The 14,962-nt window shown below is 29.2% G+C and carries 10 protein-coding genes; 5 read left to right on the top strand and 5 right to left on the bottom strand.

From position 1 onward, the window contains the following. Positions 1–18: 18 nt before the first annotated feature. The 4 genes from EXC51_RS01985 to EXC51_RS01970 all read left to right on the top strand — a co-directional run bounded on the left by EXC51_RS01985 (position 19) and on the right by EXC51_RS01970 (position 5,830). Positions 19–1,308 carry a BMP family ABC transporter substrate-binding protein gene (locus EXC51_RS01985; RefSeq protein WP_129620277.1) on the top strand — a complete coding sequence of 430 codons (1,290 nt, stop codon included), beginning with the start codon at positions 19–21 and terminating at the stop codon, positions 1,306–1,308. A gap of 77 nt (positions 1,309–1,385) precedes the next feature. Beyond that, positions 1,386–3,299 (top strand): ABC transporter ATP-binding protein, encoded by a 1,914-nt coding sequence (locus EXC51_RS01980; protein WP_129620276.1) that lies wholly within the window; start codon positions 1,386–1,388, stop codon positions 3,297–3,299. Beyond that, positions 3,265–4,851 carry an ABC transporter permease gene (locus EXC51_RS01975; protein ID WP_129620275.1) on the top strand — a complete coding sequence of 529 codons (1,587 nt, stop codon included), beginning with the start codon at positions 3,265–3,267 and terminating at the stop codon, positions 4,849–4,851. Before EXC51_RS01980 ends, EXC51_RS01975 begins: the two co-directional genes overlap by 35 nt. Position 4,852: 1 nt before the next feature. Continuing rightward, entirely contained in the window at positions 4,853–5,830 is a 978-nt protein-coding gene (locus EXC51_RS01970; RefSeq protein ID WP_129620274.1) for an ABC transporter permease, read from the top strand. Between the two features lie 430 nt (positions 5,831–6,260). Here the strand turns inward: EXC51_RS01970 and EXC51_RS01965 are convergent, their stop codons facing one another. The 5 genes from EXC51_RS01965 to rpmH all read right to left on the bottom strand — a co-directional run bounded on the left by EXC51_RS01965 (position 6,261) and on the right by rpmH (position 13,510). Continuing rightward, the gene (locus EXC51_RS01965; protein ID WP_129620273.1) at positions 6,261–9,716 is read right to left on the bottom strand and encodes a M60 family metallopeptidase; all 3,456 of its coding nucleotides are present in this window, start codon (positions 9,714–9,716) and stop codon (positions 6,261–6,263) included. Between the two features lie 17 nt (positions 9,717–9,733). After that, positions 9,734–10,795, bottom strand: a complete 1,062-nt coding sequence (locus tag EXC51_RS04165; RefSeq protein ID WP_165001815.1) for a hypothetical protein — start codon at positions 10,793–10,795, stop codon at positions 9,734–9,736. 314 nt (positions 10,796–11,109) lie between these two features. Then, on the bottom strand, positions 11,110–13,029 hold the full coding sequence (gene yidC, locus EXC51_RS01950) for a membrane protein insertase YidC (protein WP_129620271.1): 1,920 nt from the start codon (positions 13,027–13,029) through the stop codon (positions 11,110–11,112). After that, a complete protein-coding gene (rnpA, locus tag EXC51_RS01945; RefSeq protein ID WP_129620270.1) occupies positions 13,007–13,348 on the bottom strand; it encodes a ribonuclease P protein component in 342 nt (113 codons plus the stop codon). Before rnpA ends, yidC begins: the two co-directional genes overlap by 23 nt. Before the next feature lie 15 nt (positions 13,349–13,363). Continuing rightward, positions 13,364–13,510, bottom strand: coding sequence for a 50S ribosomal protein L34 (gene rpmH, locus EXC51_RS01940; protein WP_027333701.1), 147 nt, complete (start codon positions 13,508–13,510; stop codon positions 13,364–13,366). A gap of 183 nt (positions 13,511–13,693) precedes the next feature. Between rpmH and serS the strand changes: the two genes are divergently transcribed. After that, the gene (gene serS / locus EXC51_RS01935) at positions 13,694–14,959 is read left to right on the top strand and encodes a serine--tRNA ligase (RefSeq protein WP_129620269.1); all 1,266 of its coding nucleotides are present in this window, start codon (positions 13,694–13,696) and stop codon (positions 14,957–14,959) included. Positions 14,960–14,962 lie beyond the last annotated feature (3 nt).

The following is a 14,962-nucleotide window of genomic DNA, read 5'->3' as shown; positions in this document are numbered from 1 at the left end:
ATTATTAGGAGATTAACAATGGCTAAATTTAAAAAAACTTTACTTTTAGGAGGGTTACCATTGGTAAGTATTTTACCAATGGTATCAGTTATTTCATGTAATGATGATACACAAGATGACATAACACAATATATTGCTCAAAAAGATCGTGTAACAAGTATTTCTACTTCAGGTGAGAACTTTAGTAACTCTGATGTAACAGATGCTATTAAAAAATTAAAACCAGTTTTAATTACAGATGAAGGAAATATTGATGATAAATCATTTAACCAATCTTCATGAGAAGCACTTTTAATTGTATATGACAAAACAAAAATTCCAGTAAGTTTCGTTAAACCTTCAAATTATCAAAATGCATATAATGCTGCACTTGCTCCGCATAACAAAATTTGAATTCTTTCAGGATTTAAACACCAAAGTCCAATACAAAAATACATTGTACAAAATAAAGATGCATTACAAAAAGAAGGTGTAAAGATTATTGGAGTAGATTTTTCACTTGATCCTTCACAATTAAATGGTTTCAGCGAATTTTATGGACTTAACTTTAAAATTAAAGAATCAGCTTGAATAGTTGGTTATGCAACAGCTAAATTTTTAGCAGATAAATACCCTACTGATGCAGCGAAAAGACTTGTTACATCATTTGGTGGTGGAGAATTCCCAGGAGTTACTACATTTAATGAAGGATTCTTAAAAGGTCTTTTATCTTTTGCTAAAGAAAACCCAAGCAAAAAAGTAATACATACAGATGAACTTAGTTTAAATTCAGGATTTACACTTGATGATGCAATGGCAACAGTTGTTACAAAACATATCTCTACAAATGCGGAAGTTATTTTACCTGTAGCAGGACCAGGAACATTTGAAGTTATTAAAAACAACAAAACAATGAGCATCATTGGTGTAGATGTTGATCAAGCTGTATCATCACCAGAAAATGCAGGAAGATTCTTAACTTCTATTACTAAAGGAATAGGACAAGCTGTATATGATGTTATTACAGAAATTATTTTTGGTAATAAAGCAAGAACTCGCTACTTACAAAATAAACAAGCAAATTCAATAATTTCTTTAGAAGAAGGATTTAAAGAAGGATGAGTAGGATATTCACCATCACACCTTCAAAATGAAGCAGATAGAGAAAAAATGAATGCTGCATTAAAAGAAGCTGATGCTAAATTCAAATCTTTTGACGATGCAAAAGTTGCATACATTAACTCATCAAAAGCTACTGAAGATGGGGCAGATATTGCTAGCCAATCAAATAGATTAACAGATCTTATTAATGCAATTAAAGCTGCATAATAAATAATTAATTAATAAATTTAAGAAAAATAGGGTTTCCCTATTTTTCCAATATCAATATATAGAACGGAACTTATATGAATGCTATTGAATTTATAAACATTTCCAAAAGTTTCGGTAACATACATGCGAATAAAAACATTTCTTTTGAAGTAAAAAAAGGTACTATACATGCACTAATTGGTGAAAATGGTGCCGGAAAAAGTACGTTAATGTCTATTTTATTTGGTCTGTATGAACCGGATGTTGGAACGATAAAAGTAAATGGTAATCCAGTTTTTATTAAAGATCCTAATGATGCTAATAAACTTAGGATTGGAATGGTGCACCAACACTTTAAGCTAGTAGATGTTTATACTAACTTAGAAAACATCATCTTAGGTGAAGAAATTGTTAATAAAAACACAAGAACAATTAATTATGAGCCTAGCATTGTTAAAATTAAAACTATTCAAGAAAAGTTTAATTTACACTTTGATTTAAAAGCTCTTAGCGGAAAAGAAAGCGTCTCTGTTCAACAAAAAGTTGAAATTATGAAGATGCTTTACCGTGATTCAGATATCTTAATTTTTGATGAACCTACCGCAGTTTTAACTGAACAAGAAATTGAGGGATTATTAGAAACTTTTAAAATCTTCAAAAACCAAGGAAAAACAATTATTTTCATTTCTCACAAACTTCGTGAAATCGAAAAAGTTGCTGATTATGGAACAGTTATTAGAAAAGGTGAAGTTGTCCAAAATTTCAAAGTTTCTGATGTGACTAAAGAAGATATGGCTAAAATGATGACTGGTGGCGATGTTGAAGTTATTCAAAACGTCTCAAATCAAGAAACCTTTGAAGAAGAAGATGTCGTTTTAGAACTAAAAAATGTTTCTACTGCAGGAGAAAAAAATCTTAATAATTTAAGTTTAAAAGTTCATGCTGGTGAAATTTTAGCTATTGCCGGAATTGAAGGAAATGGTCAAAGAGATTTAGAGTATGTTGTTTCAGGAATGAAAAACCCAACTTCAGGTTCAATTAAAATTAAGCCAACTGAATTTATTAAAGAAAAACATAACTTATTAAAAGAAAATTATAAAAAAAGATCAATTATTCTTTGAATCTTTACGGCTTTAGTTCTTTGTTTAACTATTACCCTAGGTTCTATTGGAGGATATAGTAATTCACTGGAAACTAAATTACTTTTTAAAGAATCAGATGTAATTTTCTTAATTTATGCAGGAATTTTCTTTGTTTTTTCAATTGCGCTAGGTCTTTTTGGGTTTAGCTACAATAAAAAATACTTAATGCTAAAAAAAGAACAAGAAAACAACAGCATCGATATTGCAAAATACAACGTCTTAGACATATCAAAATTAGGTCTTTCATTAATACCTTCAGATAGACATAAACATGGTTTAGCTCTTGATTACAAAATTTACGAAAACACAATTCTCAGAAGATTGTGAGATAAATTTTTTAATTATTTTGGTGTATTAAAAAACAAAACAATTAAAAAAGAAACTAACAAAATTCTTGAAAACTTTGATGTTAGAGGTGCAAGAGAAGGGTATTCTGTTGCTAGATCTCTTTCAGGTGGGAATCAACAAAAATTCATTGTTGGACGTGAAATGAGCACACCTCACGATCTTATTGTAATTAATCAACCAACACGTGGTTTAGATGTTGGGGCAATTAAAAATATTCACAATAGAATATTGCAAGAAAAAGCTAATAAAAAACCTATTTTACTTATTTCTTATGGACTTGATGAAGTTCTTGCTTTAGCTGATACTATCGCTGTAATTAACGAAGGTGAAATTATAGCAACAGAAAAAGCTAATAAATTAAGTAGAACACAAATTGGTTTATTTATGTCTCATAAAAATGGGCAACAAGAAGAAATAAAAGATGAACCAAACGACAATGATACAAATGATAATTTAACAGTTAAGAAACAAGGAGGGGAAGAAAATGAAACAGATTCTTGAACAATTTGAGTCCTTTAGAAGAAAAATGATTTTCCCTGACAAAAAAGAGAATAGAAGAAAAGCTTATTCTGAAATTTGAGCTATTATCTTTGGGTTAATTATTGTTTCAGTAATCTTTTATTTAACAAAAATTATTCAAAATCCTTCTACTGCTTTTAACAAATTAAACCCATTTTGACTTTTTATCCATATTTTAAAAGAACCATTTGACAAATTATTTAATTACCCTGAAAATAAAGGTATTTTGATGTACTTTATTATCTTCGGATTTTCAGGATTAGCAGTAAGTTTTGGTTTTAAATGTGGATACTTTAATATTGGTGGACCTGGACAAATGACGCTTCCTGCTGTGGTGATGTTCGCCATTTATTTAAGCATAAATAGAAATGGTGAGCCACTTTCAATGAGCTTTTTACTTAGTATGCTATTTTTATCAATTTTCATTGGATTTATGACAGCAGCAATTTCAGGGGTTCTAAAAGCTTTCTTTAGAGTTCACGAAGTTATTTCAACCATTTTCCTTAACTGAATTATTTCTTTTATTGCTGGTTGAATGACTCTTCATAAAAACAAAGTGTTTGGTGAAGTTGAAAGCATTGGACCTTCAGGGTTAGTTGTTTCAGTAAGCAATGAAATTAGTTTTAATTTTATGATTATTGGAATTGTTGCTTTTATTTTAGTGGCACTATCAATTTTCTTTATTTATTCAAGAACAACCATTGGATACAAAATCAAACTTGTTGGACTTAATCCTTCAAATGCTCAATATGTAGGAATTAATGAAAAATTAATGTGTGTTTTAGTGTTTGGTATTTCAGGAGCGCTTAACGGAATAGCTGGATTTTTCTATTTCTTATTTATTGAAAATGGAATTAGTGACAAAATTGTCAGTCAACCAATTTTAATTGCGTTTGATTCAATTGCAATTTCTCTTCTTGCTTTAAATGGTCCTATTGGAGTTATCTTCACTTCATTTTTATACTCATTTATTTACATTGCAAAAGACTTATTAGCACTTGTAGGTGGAATAAGAACAGTTGATAGCGAGTTTTATCAACTTGTACCAAGTCTTATTTTATTCTTAGGTGCAATGTCAGTGATGTTCTTGAAATTTAGACCTATAAAAACACTAATTAAATATTCATACTTGATAACTCGAAAAGAGTTTTGACACAAATTTAAAGAGTTTCATCAAATTATCTGAAAAAATAGAAAAGATAATTGAGGAAGACTTATGACTTTAAGAGTAGAACACCTTAAAATATCATCTAGCGCAAGTAAAATACGCAAAGAATATGATAAGTATGTCGATAAAATGCACCAACAAGCAAAACAAGCAAGCACAAATGAAGAAAGATTAGATATTTACAATCAAATGTCAATTGAGAAATTTAATTTCTATGAAAAACTACAACAATTAGGAATTAATAATTATAGGGATGCTAAAAATGTTTATTTAAACAACAAGCACGAAGCTAAGAAAATATATAAAGCTTACAAAGAAGAAGCTTACCATTCATTTATTGCTTTAATTAATGCAAAATGAACAAAAATGATAGGAGTAAATTAAGATGCCTTGAGGACCTTTAGTTTCTACATTTGTGTTTATTTTCTGCATTCTTATTTTAGGTACAATTTCAGGAATTTTCTCTGAAAGAGTCGGAATTGTTAATATCGCTATTAATGGTTTCATGATTTTTGGTGCCATTATGTATATGATATTACAATTCTTAGGGACACACGTTTTTACGGCCACATACGAAAATAAAAAAGTAATTGGACATGCCATTTCAATGTGATGACAAGTATTAATTATTCCGCTTGCAGCACTATTAACTGGTTTATTTGGATTTTTATTTGGTTATACAACTATTAAATTAAAATCAAACCAAGTTGTTTCAGGATTTGCTATTAATATTTTAGCTATTGGGTTAGCAGCTATTACAATTTACATTTTAAGAAAATACCAAGATGAAGGTCAAGTTGTAAGTAATTCAGGAACTGTAGAATTAGCGCTTGGTCAATACCCAACTATCAAAAACATTGTTTCATTTAAACTATTTATCACAATTGCAATTATCATTGCTTCATGATTTGTACTTAGAAAAACTAGATGAGGTTTAAGATACCGTTCAATTGGTGAAAATCCACAAGCTAGTGATGTAGCCGGAATTAATGTATTTAGAATGAAATGAATTGGATTATTTATCTGTGGATGCATAGCTGGTGTTGGAGGTTCTATTTTCGCTACTTTACGTTTAAATGAATTCTCAACTACTGCTGACGTGCAAGGGATTGGTTTCCTAGCTTTAGCTATTATGATTACCGGTCAATGAAAAATTAGTATTTCAACTATTATTTCACTTATTTTCGCAGCTCTTTATTCATTCTCATACTTTGGAATTAGTAGTTTTGATTCAATTAAAAAATTCGAAGAATTATTTAAAGCACTTCCATTTGTAGTGACCTTAATTGTTCTTTTTGCAACATCAAAAAAATCAGCTGGTCCAGCTGCAGCCGGTGTTGCATATGACAAATCAAAACGTTAACCTACTTAATACATTTTTAAATCAAAAGCACCTTTGTAATTAAATAGAGGTGCTTTTGATTTAACATTTAACATATTATATAGAAACTTAAATGTCCAATTTGAGAGTAATTTCACAATTGAGAAAAATGATTTTATAGATGCTTTGAAGTTCATAACCATAATGAAGTAGTATCTAAAATTACAAATAATTTAGTTCCTTACAGAAATATTTGAACAAAATTTATAGTGATTTTTACAACATACTAGATAAATAGTTCTAGTAATTTTTAAGACAAAAAAACGAATACAACTATATGGTAGATGTATTCGTTTTTTGAAAGATTGTAACTTGGAAACTCAGGAAAGAGTTGAACAAAATTTACAGTAATCTTTTAAAAGATCGCAATTTGTAAACAAAGGAATAAAAAATGCTTATAAATAGGCATTTTTTAATTCTGAATATCTTTATATGAAATAAATGTTAAAACTAACGGTTTGTTTTCTTTATTTACAATTTTAAGAGCGTGTGAATCATTTCAATTTATATTTGTATCAGTAATTTTGGTTAAAAATAATAATTCATTAAATAATAATGTGTTGTTTGATTGGTTAGAAGCACTAATGTCTCTGCCTACTAATTCACCATCAAAATAAACGTCAAAAGTAGACATATCTTGACCTTTTTGTCCCATAATTACCATTTCTGGCGAATTAATTGGAATTTCTATATAGTCATTAGCAGTTACAGATTTAGCTACAAAACCATTAATTGGAGTTTCTACACCATCTCTTTCACTACTTATTATTTCTCAATGTCCATAAAATCTATTATTTTCGCTATTAATTGGAATGATGCTATCGGTATTTAAGTTAATTCCAAATTTAATTTCAGCTAAAGTAATTCCATATCTATCTGTATTAAGAGTATTTTTGGCTTGAATAGTAATTTCTTCTATGTCATAAACACGATCGAAGAAAACTCTTTGATAAGAAGAATTGCTGTATCTTGAACTAAAATCATAATATAAATTTTGTATATGATATTCATCAGAATTTTTTTCTTTAATTGTTACTGTCAATTCATTCGGTACATATCAACGTCAATAGTCTTGTCTTGGATATATGTCAATAAAGTTAGCTTTAAAACTTTCACTAGTTCTATATATTAATCTAACCGGTCTATTTTGAGCAGCATTAGCATAAAATTTTTCATAATATGTATTAATATCATTATCAAATACTTTAGGAGCTTCCGGAACATTCGGCACCATTCTAGTAAAACTAAATTGTGGTTCCACCATTTCTAGATTTTTGATATATCTTGAAATTTGAGTTTTGTTTTTACTTTCATTAGTTCTGTATCTACGTTGATATTGATAAGCTGGATTTTCAATTAAATTGCGAAGTTGATCTGGATTTAAATTATCAGTGTTTAAAGTAGGAGTTATAGAATTTGTAACTAAATTAATTTTTTCTGTGCCATTAGCTAATCAGAAATTCATATTACCAGCGCCTGCTTTGTTATAAACTGCTAATTTAATTTCGTAAATTTGGCCTTTGACAAATTCAAATGAACCTAAATTTTGTTCACTATTAGAAGCTCTCAAACTACTTCCAATTAATTGATTATTAACTCAAACTGCAGATCAATCATCAGCTAGTGCTTTAAATTCAAAAGTTCCTGTTGTAGGAGCAACAAATTTCATTGTTGATTCTAAAAGAGTATTTTGCTTCTTGTTTAAATAATTAAGTTCATCGAAATTAAAATCTTGCACAAATGAAATAATATTATTTTGATCTATTTGAGCGTAAGCAGCATAAAGTTCATCAAAAGAATTTACATTAGAATTTAACCTTGGATATAGTTTCATCACTGGACGATTAACTACATTTCTAATTTTAATTTTCATTTTGTACATTGGTACATAATTACTTGGTTTAGTTTCGAATTCATCTGGAATAATATCTAAGTCAAATTCATCAATTTCTGCAAAAGTATCTGAATTAGCGTGGTAAGTAACTTTAAATTTATTATTTGAATCTATAGTTAAAGAATTCCCTAATTTAGTTTGAGTTGGAACTTGAATGTTTTTAATTCTAAAATTAGGATTAAATGAAGCAATACCTTTTTCAAAATCAAAAACATAATCTTGGCCAGCTGGAATTTGGAAAGCAGGCATTGTATCAGAAGTATATTCAAAATTACCTGTTTCACTGTTATATAAATAGTTTCCAACAGCATAAATAGATGAAACAAAATCAAAAGCAGGATATTTATTTAATTTGTTTTCTTCTTCTGGAGTAACCGGTATTTCTCGAGAGCTTTCACCATTAATTTCTTTAATTACTGTGAAATTCTTTTGCAATGTTTCCCCTGTAGTTACAGATGAAGCATATTGTTTAAGTGCATATAAAGGATTTAATTTAAAGTAATCTGCTAAATAAATCATAGTAGTGAAAAATTTCCCTGAATTTTGGCTTTTTCCAGAAGCTTTAATTCAGTTTGCAAAATTCATTGGTCCATATTGATAAACCATATTTGCATATAATGAATATCAATCTTTATTCTTGTCTTGTTTAGCATTTAAAATGTATCCATTAGCTAATCTTGCTCAAGCTTCATCTAAATCACCTGTAAAATTAGCAAAATTACGTAATCTTGTTCTGTCATTTATAAATGTTAAATCAACTGTTGAAGGAATATTTGTTCATCCGTGATCTTTAATATGGAATGGATCTTGATGTTGTTCAAAGTTATGATTAGTTTCATGGTAATTACCTCAATTAGCAAAACCAAAATCTAAACTTTTACCATCATAATAACCTTTAGCTCAACTAATAGCAGCTCAAAGATTATTTGTACCTCCTCAAGCTCCGGCTCCGTCTCAAATATCATCACAATAATTTAAAGCTATTTTAGGATTTCAGTAATCTCCTCAATAATATGACATTTCATAAAAACTATTTCATTTCTTAAAGACTTCTTCTGGGAAAACCATATTATCTAATTCTACTCCAGCAACAGATGTAGGAGTGGTGAAAGGAACTAAAATTGAAGAATAATTAGTTTGGATTGAAGCAACAGGAGCGGTAATTTCACCATTTTTAATTTTTGTAATTTGTGCATTTCATTGTTCTTCAGTGGTTTGATCATAAACATAATGGAATTGTTCTACCGCACCATAAACTTTGAATTTTAAAGAAGCAAAATTTCCATTATATTTGAAGTTTTGTTTTAATTCAAATGATAAAGAACCTCCAAAAGGTGAAGCTACTTTAATTCTTCTAGTTTCTGGATCTATCTCACTAAATTGTAATGTAAAGCTACTTTGTACAAAAGGATAACGGTTAGAAATTCTAGCTGTATTGTTAAAACCTCTGTTGTCTCAATAATTTTGATTTATATGAATTTTAATTGGTAAATCTTTCTTTCATGCGTTTTTAAAAATATTATATGTCTCAGCATCAAATTCAATTTCTGCAATTTCACCTGCTGGAATATATAAACCTAAAGCATTACTTCCTGAAAAACTTCCATCAATTTTAAATTCTTTAGTAAGTGATTTAGTTTCATCGGTTACATTCTTTTGATATCATAAAGCCGCTGCTGGGTGTTTTTTTAATTGACCACTTGCGATTTGAGATTTAATTCATTGAGGGTCTGAATATTTAACATCTGTTTCTCCTGGCACTCTTTCAGCAAAAACTAAGTTTGAAATATTAACTCTTTCACCGTCCAAATCCATAAATGAATTTTCTTTATTATTAGCTTCATAATTATAATCTCAACCCGGATATCTAAAGCCTTGTGAAGAATAACGAGTTAATAATTCTGTTTCGTAGACCTGATTATTTATTTTGTTTTCACGTGATTCATAACCTAAAAATTTTTGTTGATAAGTCACAATATCAAAAGCTTCACTTAAATTAGCTGCAAAACTTGGGTCTGTGTTTTGGAAATTGTCAGATTCAATTCTAATTCATTAGTTTTTCAACTTGAACCTTCATTATCAAATACAATAGCATAGTATGTACCTGGTCTGTTTGTTTCATATGATGAAGAACCTATTTGATCTAATTTTTTATTAAAATAAAATCAGTGAGTTCTAGAAAGATCCAAATTGGTTGTTTTATTTAAAATTAAAGTTATTGGATTTCCATTGGTTATGATTACATTATCACGATTTTGCAAAATAACTTCACTAAGTGGATTAACTTTATGAACTATTAAGTTGTCAAAAGTCTTAACAAAAATCTTATTATTATAAGTTCCTTTAATTGTAACTGAATAAGTTGTATCTATTTCAATATCACTATATTGAATTTGCAATTTTGGAACTGTAGTATTTTTCAAAAATTCATTATTAGAACTTCAACTATATTGATTAATTACTAAGTTATTCTGAGAATTATCAAGCCCTTCAATATTGATATTTAAAACACCAGTTGTTGAAGTAAAATATCCATTATTTTCAACTATAGCAGATGCGTTTTGAAATAATAAATTAGTTTCTTCAGGGGTCAACTCTTTTGACTCTTCTGGTGTAGGATTCACAGGATCAGTAGGTTCTGCCGGATCAGTAGGTTGTGTAGGCTCTACTGGATTAGTTGGTTCAGCAGGATTTGGATTCACAGGATCAGTAGGCTCTGCCGGATCAGTAGGTTGTGTAGGCTCTACTGGATTAGTTGGTTCAGCAGGATTTGGATTCACAGGATCAGTAGGCTCTGCCGGATCAGTAGGTTGTGTAGGTTCTACTGGGTTAGTTGGTTCTGTAGGTTCAGCAGGGTTTGGGTTGACAGGATCTGTAGGTTGTGCCGGATCAGTTGGTTCAGTAGGTTCTACTGGGTTTGGATTCACATGTTCAATAGGATTTTTTTTATTTCTTTTCTTCAAAATTAAAGCTGCAGTTACAACACTTGCAATTGTAAGTGGAGCTAAAACAGCAAGCGCACCTATTAATACTTTCTTTTTCTTTTTTTTCATACAACTCCTTATTTAAAATATTGTTATATTTTAACAAAAAGACTCTAAATAAACAATATAAATAATATTTAATATTTACTAAATAGCAAATGAAATGTTACGTTAAACTGGTTACAAAAAATCGCGTGTTTAAAATTTGTATGCGATTTTTCTAATTTATACATTATAACAAATGAGATATATAGTCCAAGAATAATAAATTTATTGTTCAAAGATATTTACAATTAAAGAAATTTTTAAATAAAAAGCATCCTGGAAATCAGGACGCTAATTAATAATTATTTTAAGCAAAACTTGCTTATAAATTGCTTTTATTATTTATTAAGCAATGATTTTTTTGAATACTTATCTTTGAATCATTGAGTTTTTTTCAATCTGTGGATAAGCAATGTTTGGAATAAACTTCAAAGACCAGTGAATGTTCAGTAAACTTGAACCCCAGCTGTAAAGATAACGGTAATTATTGTGAAAACAATCATCATCATTCTTTGAGTTCTTTCTGATTTTTTAAGTGCTTCTCTTTCAGCAATTGAAGCTCTTAATTTCATTTTCTTTCTCACAAGTAATTGAGGAAGCAATTGAGATAATAACTGGATAGCCACAGCTACAATTATTAATAAGATATATTGTCATGCACCTTCAAAGACTTTTGTATATGAAGTAGTTGCGAAGTTAATTCCTAATCATCAAGTTGATTTGATTTCAGGAAGTGCTTGAATAACACGTCACATCGCAATGAAAATTGGCATTGTAATAAAGGTTGCACCAATTACATCTAAAGGATTAATGTTAAATTTCTTGTTCAATTGTTGCAATTCTTGGTTTTTGCGCATTTTCATTGCTTTGTTATCTTCGAAACCTTTGTATTTAGCTTCGATAGCGGCTTTTTTAATCTTCATATCTTCTTGGATTGATTGACTAACAGATTGTTTTCATGTAAATCCAATTGTTAATAATCTAGTAACAATAACAACAATAATAATTGTTAAGATAGATCCTCAACCATTAAGATCTGTGATTCCTTGACGTAATGCTTGTGTAAGAACTGCAAGTGGGTAAACAAGTAACCCGTAAAATGGTCCATATCATCAAGCTTCACCTCAAGTGGTTATAGGTTTAGATTCATAATCACCTTTTAAAGCAAGACCAATATCATTGTGTGCATTAATGATGTGTGATTCTTGATCTACGTTAGCTGCGTATGAATCACGAGATGCCTGAATTCAACCAACAGTAAGAAGCATTTGGTTTAATAAGCTTAAATACTTATCAATGGCTACTTTTTCTTTTGCTGATAAAGTAGCTGTATTTTTTGTCGCTTCATCTTCACTATTAATAGCTGTGTTAAGTTTGTTAACTTTTGCATCTAATCATTTAGAAAAGTCGGTTTTATTTCCTTGTGCATCTACGACAAAGTCAAATGACTTTACAAATGCACTGTCTTTACCAAAGGTATAATCATAAAACGCTTGAAGAATATCACGTGCATATTTTTTATTAGTTAATGAAGTTGAAGGAGCTTCTTCTGAATTTAAGTAGTTAGCAATTGTACCTAAAGTAGGTAATTTTGTAACAACATATTCTCCATTTTCATTAGCAATTAAAGCACCTTTGTCATCTTTTTTCAACTCAAGATTTTCTTGTTTTCCTGAGACAAAGATAAATGTTTTGATTAATGTATCAGCATTAATATCATTTACATATGAGTAATTTTTTACTGTTGAGTTAGTAAAAAGGTACTTTCCATTTTTTTCAAAAATAGGTTTGCTATTTTGATTTTCGTGGACATTTTTAGCATCAATAATTTGAATTGCTGAGCTATATGAACCATATTCTCCATATGTTCCATTATTTTGAGTTGTTTGCTCTTGAAGCTTAGCTAAAACGTTTTTGTCATTAACATAAACGTTTTTTTCTTTTTCGATACTTAAAAGATCATATGTGTATTTGACATTTTCAGTTCCCGCTTTGGTTGTTTCGGTTTTAGTAGTATTTTTAAATGTATTAACTTTAGGTGCAATTTCTTTTTTGTTTAAATAAAACTCAAGTCCATTACCAACATAGTTAGATGATTTGATAACGAATGACTGAACACACCCTGTAAGAGTTATACCGAATAAAAAAACATAAAAAACAATTTTCGTTCATTTTCAAATTTTCTTGAAAAGTTCTGAACGTTGTTTTTTAGGATCTTTATCGTCAGTAAAATAATTAAAATTTTGAGATGTTTGCATGTTTCCTAAACTTCTCAAAGAGTTTGTTAATTTCTTTTTGCTTGGTAGCAAAATCTTCTTCAACAAAATCTTTGCGGGCAATTATTACAAATTCATACTTATAATCATAAATATTTAAATCATGAATAATTGCACGTAATTGTCTTTTGTATAAATTTCGACCTACAGAATTAGCAAACTTTTTAGGAACAGTAATTCCTATTTTAAAGTTATTACTTTCCTTGTAATAAATAATTACAAATCTGTTTAGTAATTGCTTTTTAGAATTGAGAATTTCATTGAATTCTCAATTTTTCTTAAGCCGATAAATTTTTTTCATAAATTAAACTAAAAATTATTTATCTGAAACAGTTAATCTTTTTCTACCTTTAGCTCTTCTGTTAGCTAATACTTTTCTACCATTAGCAGTTTTCATTCTTGCTCTGAAACCGTGTACTTTAGCGTGTTTACGCTTGTTTGGTTGGTAAGTTCTTTTACTCATGTTTCCTCCTTGTTTATATTCATTATATAAGCGTGCTTATATTATACCTTAAAAAGTTATTTCTAAGTATAGTAATTTTACCCCTATATAGAGCGATTAAGTTGCAAAATTCATTATTTTGTATCATTTTTTAAATTAAAGAAATTAAAAAAGTTTATAATTTGGAAAGCAAGAGAGGTGCAAATGTTAAACTTAAAATACGTTTTAAATAATAAAGATGAAGTGGCTAAAAAACTTGATTCTAGAGGCTTTGATTTAGCTGTTTTTGAACAATATTACGACTTAGCAAGCCGTAGAGGAAAGCTTATGTTTGAGTCTCAACAACTTAAGAGCCAACTTTCAACACTTTCAAAAGAATTTGGGAAATTTAGAAATGAACCTGAAAAATTAGCTGGTTTAAAAGAAGAAATTGCAAACATTAAAGAGCAAGAACAATTACTTAAAAAACAAGCAGACGAGCTTAATAATGAAATTGAAAAATTAGCTTTATCAATTCCTAATTTACCTCTTGATGAAGTTCCTTATGGTGAAGGTGAAGAAGATAATGTTGAAATTTCAAGACACGAAAACCTTGGTAGAGGGCTTGTAACTAATGTAAAACCTCACTATGAAATTGCTCGTGAGTTAGACATTATTGACTTTGAAAGAGCAGTTAAATTATCTGGTTCAAGATATGTAATTTACAAAGGGCTTGGAGCAAAACTTACTAGAGCCTTAATTTCATTTATGCTTGATTTACATGTAAGCAAGGGCTATACAGAATTTACAACCCCAGTTATTGTTAATGAAAACATTTTATATGGAACAGGTCAATTACCTAAATTTGCTGAAGATTTATACAAACTTAACAATTTGAATCAATATTTAATTCCTACAGCTGAAGTTACACTTACAAATTACTATAATGATGAAATTGTTGATCTTTCAACCCCATTTAGAGCTACAGCATACACAGAATGCTTTAGATCAGAAGCTGGTTCATCAGGAAAAGATACAAAAGGAATCTTAAGACAACACCAATTTAAAAAAGTTGAACTTGTTAAAGTAACCACTGAAGAAGATGGAATCAAAGAATTTGAAGCTATGCTTAATGATGCTAAAGATGTGCTTGAAAAATTGGAAATTCCTTATCGTTCATTACAACTTTGCACTAAAGATATGGGATTTTCATCAAGAAAAACAATTGATTTAGAACTTTGATTACCTTCTGAAAATAGATTCAGAGAAGTTTCATCAGTATCATATATGGGTGATTTCCAGGCTCGTAGAGCAATGATTAGATACAAAGATAAAGATGGAAAAACTCAATATGCACACACAATGAATGGTTCAGGGCTTGCAATCGACCGTGTTGTAGCAGCGCTTTTAGAAATTTATCAAAACGAAGATGGCTCAATTTCAGTGCCAAAAGTTTTAGTGCCATACATGGGAACAGATTTAATTAAATAAAAA

The organism is Mycoplasmopsis gallinacea (assembly GCF_900660495.1).
GTDB lineage: Bacteria > Bacillota_I > Bacilli_A > Mycoplasmatales > Metamycoplasmataceae > Mycoplasmopsis > Mycoplasmopsis gallinacea.
Note: the sequence above shows the minus strand (reverse complement) of the source record. Positions and strands in the feature narration are given on the sequence as shown.